General features: G+C 49.8%; 1 protein-coding gene, 2 tRNA genes and 3 rRNA genes. All 6 read left to right on the forward strand.

The features are described 5' to 3' along the window. A partial coding sequence (locus DBR37_RS17335; RefSeq protein WP_233588417.1) for a hypothetical protein occupies positions 1-184 on the forward strand: 184 nt, incomplete at its 5' end. Between the two features lie 336 nt (positions 185-520). Further along, positions 521-2,053, forward strand: a 16S ribosomal RNA gene (locus tag DBR37_RS16965). A 122-nt stretch (positions 2,054-2,175) separates the two neighbouring features. Next, positions 2,176-2,252: transfer RNA gene (locus DBR37_RS16970), tRNA-Ile, on the forward strand. A 22-nt stretch (positions 2,253-2,274) separates the two neighbouring features. Beyond that, positions 2,275-2,350, forward strand: a tRNA-Ala gene (locus DBR37_RS16975). A 304-nt stretch (positions 2,351-2,654) separates the two neighbouring features. Then, positions 2,655-5,527: ribosomal RNA gene (locus DBR37_RS16980) — 23S ribosomal RNA — on the forward strand. 140 nt (positions 5,528-5,667) lie between these two features. Then, positions 5,668-5,780 (forward strand): 5S ribosomal RNA (gene rrf, locus DBR37_RS16985). Together the 16S, 23S and 5S rRNA genes with 2 tRNA genes alongside form the textbook arrangement of a ribosomal RNA operon. Positions 5,781-5,840: the final 60 nt, after the last annotated feature.

A 5,840-nucleotide genomic window follows, 5' to 3' on the forward strand; every position in this document is an offset into this window, starting at 1 on the left:
AAAGCGCTTGCCAAGTTCAAAGAAGCTTTGCTATAGTTCGGCTCCCGTCGCAGAACACGCAGCGAAACGCGAAGTAAGCGAGCTGAAAAGTGATTGTGATGGGGGTGTAGAAGTGGTGGTTTTCGGAAGTCGTTTCGGTGGTTTAGAAGCGGTTCTTTTTGAAGAAGTTTTTAGAAGAGTTTGATAAAAAATCTTTTAAAAAATAAATTAAAAAGATGTTGACGAAAACTGAAACATGCCACATAATCTCATCTCTCTGCTGCTGACGAACAAAACGATTCGCAGCGACGCAAACGACGCAAGTTGATAGCGAAGCAGAACAGGTTCTTTAAAAATTAACAGCCGATAAGTGTGGGCGTTTAATGGAAGCGCGGCAGTGAATTTATTCGCTGTCATAACTTTAAACATTAAATGCTCACAAAGAAATATAGATACTTTCAGTTAAATGAAAGTACCTGTCAGTATTTTGAGTGAGCGACCGGTTCGAAAGAACCTGGCAGCAATGCCAAAAACAGAGATTGAACTGAAGAGTTTGATCCTGGCTCAGATTGAACGCTGGCGGCATGCCTTACACATGCAAGTCGAACGGCAGCACGGGTGCTTGCACCTGGTGGCGAGTGGCGAACGGGTGAGTAATATATCGGAACGTACCCTAGAGTGGGGGATAACGCAGCGAAAGTTGCGCTAATACCGCATACGATCTACGGATGAAAGTGGGGGATCGCAAGACCTCATGCTCATGGAGCGGCCGATATCTGATTAGCTAGTTGGTGGGGTAAAGGCCTACCAAGGCATCGATCAGTAGCTGGTCTGAGAGGACGACCAGCCACACTGGAACTGAGACACGGTCCAGACTCCTACGGGAGGCAGCAGTGGGGAATTTTGGACAATGGGCGCAAGCCTGATCCAGCAATGCCGCGTGAGTGAAGAAGGCCTTCGGGTTGTAAAGCTCTTTTGTCAGGGAAGAAACGGTGAGGGCTAATATCCTTTGCTAATGACGGTACCTGAAGAATAAGCACCGGCTAACTACGTGCCAGCAGCCGCGGTAATACGTAGGGTGCAAGCGTTAATCGGAATTACTGGGCGTAAAGCGTGCGCAGGCGGTTATGTAAGTCAGATGTGAAATCCCCGGGCTCAACCTGGGAATGGCATTTGAGACTGCATGGCTAGAGTGTGTCAGAGGGGGGTAGAATTCCACGTGTAGCAGTGAAATGCGTAGAGATGTGGAGGAATACCGATGGCGAAGGCAGCCCCCTGGGATAACACTGACGCTCATGCACGAAAGCGTGGGGAGCAAACAGGATTAGATACCCTGGTAGTCCACGCCCTAAACGATGTCTACTAGTTGTCGGGACTTAATTGTCTTGGTAACGCAGCTAACGCGTGAAGTAGACCGCCTGGGGAGTACGGTCGCAAGATTAAAACTCAAAGGAATTGACGGGGACCCGCACAAGCGGTGGATGATGTGGATTAATTCGATGCAACGCGAAAAACCTTACCTACCCTTGACATGTACGGAACCTCTGAGAGATTAGAGGGTGCTCGAAAGAGAGCCGTAACACAGGTGCTGCATGGCTGTCGTCAGCTCGTGTCGTGAGATGTTGGGTTAAGTCCCGCAACGAGCGCAACCCTTGTCATTAGTTGCTACGAAAGGGCACTCTAATGAGACTGCCGGTGACAAACCGGAGGAAGGTGGGGATGACGTCAAGTCCTCATGGCCCTTATGGGTAGGGCTTCACACGTCATACAATGGTACATACAGAGGGCCGCCAACCCGCGAGGGGGAGCTAATCCCAGAAAGTGTATCGTAGTCCGGATTGTAGTCTGCAACTCGACTACATGAAGTTGGAATCGCTAGTAATCGCGGATCAGCATGTCGCGGTGAATACGTTCCCGGGTCTTGTACACACCGCCCGTCACACCATGGGAGCGGGTTTCACCAGAAGTAGGTAGCCTAACCGCAAGGAGGGCGCTTACCACGGTGGGATTCGTGACTGGGGTGAAGTCGTAACAAGGTAGCCGTATCGGAAGGTGCGGCTGGATCACCTCCTTTCTAGAGTTTGCGTGAAAGTTAAGCGTCCACACTTATCTGGCTGTTAGTAAGAAAAGAACAGTGAATGTCGGCAGTGCGCAGGCAGTAATGCTTGTGCGGTGTTGGTTGGTACTGATCCAAACGGGTCTGTAGCTCAGTTGGTTAGAGCACCGTGTTGATAACGCGGGGGTCGTTGGTTCGAGCCCAACCAGACCCACCAAGAAATACGTAGTACCGGTTTCGGGGGTTTAGCTCAGCTGGGAGAGCACCTGCTTTGCAAGCAGGGGGTCGTCGGTTCGATCCCGTCAACCTCCACCAAGATGTCAAACCTAAGTTGATCTGCATGCAAGTGTAGACGTGATTTAGGTTTGATCTTTTAGATAGATCATTGGCTGTTTTTGTTCTTTAACAATTTGGAAGAAGTAAAGATTTATTGGTGCAAGCCAATGATGCGTAAGCATTGTTAGTTTGTGCTGATGGGTTGTGATTGTATCAAATCAAATAGTATTGACGATCAGCTGTCGGCAACGACAGTCCAGTGTCAATACAGCAAACACGTAGTACTTGTTTGCCTTATAGCCGTCTTTTAAAAGCGCAAGCGATTAAGAGGCTAACGTTATAGGGACAAGCGAATAAGTGCACATGGTGGATGCCTTGGCGATATCAGGCGATGAAGGACGTAGTAGCTTGCGATAAGCTGCGGGGAGCTAGCAAACAAGCTTTGATCCGCAGATTTCCGAATGGGGAAACCCGGCCCTCTGGGTCATCACTCACTGAATACATAGGTGTGTGAAGCGAACGTGGCGAACTGAAACATCTAAGTAGCTGCAGGAAAAGAAATCAACCGAGATTCCCAAAGTAGTGGCGAGCGAAATGGGAACAGCCGCAAGTTTTAGCATCAGATATAGTGGAATGCTCTGGAAAGTGCAGCCATAGAGGGTGATAGCCCCTTACACGAAATATGTGGTGTGGAACTAAGCTTGCAACAAGTAGGGCGGGACACGAGAAATCCTGTCTGAACATGGGGGGACCATCCTCCAAGGCTAAATACTCGATATCGACCGATAGTGAACCAGTACCGTGAGGGAAAGGCGAAAAGAACCCCGGAAGGGGAGTGAAATAGATCCTGAAACCGTGTGCATACAAACAGTAGGAGCGGACTTGTTCCGTGACTGCGTACCTTTTGTATAATGGGTCAGCGACTTACATTCAGTGGCAAGGTTAACCGTATAGGGAAGCCGTAGAGAAATCGAGTCCGAATAGGGCGTCCAGTCGCTGGGTGTAGACCCGAAACCAAGTGATCTACTCATGGCCAGGTTGAAGGTGCGGTAACACGCACTGGAGGACCGAACCCACTAATGTTGAAAAATTAGGGGATGAGCTGTGGGTAGGGGTGAAAGGCTAAACAAACTTGGAAATAGCTGGTTCTCTCCGAAAACTATTTAGGTAGTGCCTCAAGTATCACCATCGGGGGTAGAGCACTGTTATGGCTAGGGGGTCATCGCGACTTACCAAACCATTGCAAACTCCGAATACCGATGAGTGCGAGCTTGGGAGACAGACGTCGGGTGCTAACGTCCGGCGTCAAGAGGGAAACAACCCAGACCGCCAGCTAAGGTCCCAAAGATTGGCTAAGTGGAAAACGAAGTGGGAAGGCTAAAACAGTCAGGAGGTTGGCTTAGAAGCAGCCATCCTTTAAAGAAAGCGTAATAGCTCACTGATCGAGTCGTCCTGCGCGGAAGATGTAACGGGGCTAAGCCAGTCACCGAAGCTGCGGATATGCGTAAGCATATGGTAGGAGAGCGTTCTGTAAGCCTGCGAAGGTGTCTTGTAAAGGATGCTGGAGGTATCAGAAGTGCGAATGCTGACATGAGTAGCGATAATGGGGGTGAAAAGCCTCCACGCCGTAAGCCCAAGGTTTCCTGTTCAACGTTCATCGGAGCAGGGTGAGTCGGCCCCTAAGGCGAGGCAGAGATGCGTAGCTGATGGGAAGCAGGTTAATATTCCTGCACCGTCGTTAGATGCGATGGGGGGACGGATCGCGGAAGGTTGTCCGGGTGTTGGATGTCCCGGTTTCTGTGTCATAGAAGGCTGTTAGGCAAATCCGGCAGCGTAATTCAAGGGCATGGGACGAGCGAATTTATTCGCGAAGCAATCGGAAGTGGTTCCAAGAAAAGCCTCTAAGCTTCAGTCTAACGAGACCGTACCGCAAACCGACACAGGTGGGCGAGATGAGTATTCTAAGGCGCTTGAGAGAACTCGGGAGAAGGAACTCGGCAAATTGGTACCGTAACTTCGGGATAAGGTACGCCCTTGTAGTTTGACTACTTTACTGTAGAAGGACGAAGGGGTTGCAATAAACTGGTGGCTGCGACTGTTTAATAAAAACACAGCACTATGCAAACACGAAAGTGGACGTATATGGTGTGACTCCTGCCCGGTGCTGGAAGATTAAATGATGGGGTGCAAGCTCTTGATTGAAGTCCCAGTAAACGGCGGCCGTAACTATAACGGTCCTAAGGTAGCGAAATTCCTTGTCGGGTAAGTTCCGACCTGCACGAATGGAGTAACGATGGCCACACTGTCTCCTCCCGAGACTCAGCGAAGTTGAAATGTTTGTGATGATGCAATCTACCCGCGGCTAGACGGAAAGACCCCATGAACCTTTACTGTAGCTTTGCATTGGACTTTGAACCAATCTGTGTAGGATAGGTGGGAGGCTTTGAAGCGGGGACGCTAGTTCTCGTGGAGCCAACCTTGAAATACCACCCTGGTTTGTTTGAGGTTCTAACCTTGGTCCGTTATCCGGATCGGGGACAGTGCATGGTAGGCAGTTTGACTGGGGCGGTCTCCTCCCAAAGTGTAACGGAGGAGTTCGAAGGTACGCTAGGTACGGTCGGACATCGTGCTAATAGTGCAATGGCATAAGCGTGCTTAACTGCGAGACTGACAAGTCGAGCAGGTACGAAAGTAGGACATAGTGATCCGGTGGTTCTGTATGGAAGGGCCATCGCTCAACGGATAAAAGGTACTCTGGGGATAACAGGCTGATTCCTCCCAAGAGTTCATATCGACGGGGGAGTTTGGCACCTCGATGTCGGCTCATCACATCCTGGGGCTGTAGCCGGTCCCAAGGGTATGGCTGTTCGCCATTTAAAGTGGTACGTGAGCTGGGTTTAAAACGTCGTGAGACAGTTTGGTCCCTATCTGCCGTGGGCGTTGGAAATTTGAAGGGGGCTGCTCCTAGTACGAGAGGACCGGAGTGGACGAACCTCTGGTGTACCGGTTGTCACGCCAGTGGCATTGCCGGGTAGCTAAGTTCGGAAGAGATAACCGCTGAAAGCATCTAAGCGGGAAACTTGCCTTAAGATGAGATTTCCCAGAGCCTTGAGCTCTTTGAAGGGTCGTTCGAGACCAGGACGTTGATAGGTCAGGTGTGGAAGTGCAGTAATGCATTAAGCTAACTGATACTAATTGCCCGTACGGCTTGTCCCTATAACCTTAGCAGGTGTAGGCTTACAAGTAGCGTGTGTGATTTGAAAATCACAACCAGAAATACAAAATTTACTTCTTCCAGATTGGGTTATTTGCTCAAGTCAGATTCAACGACTTAGCAGGTAACTTTACAAGTTATGCCTGATGACCATAGCGAGTTGGTACCACCCCTTCCCATCCCGAACAGGACCGTGAAACGACTTTGCGCCGATGATAGTGCTGCAACCAGTGTGAAAGTAGGTCATCGTCAGGCTTTTATTTAGAAAACCCTTCAGTAGAAATACTGGAGGGTTTTTGCTTTGCGCGACGGATT

The sequence above is a fragment of the Herminiimonas sp. KBW02 genome, from assembly GCF_003852535.1.
Lineage (GTDB): Bacteria > Pseudomonadota > Gammaproteobacteria > Burkholderiales > Burkholderiaceae_D > Oxalicibacterium.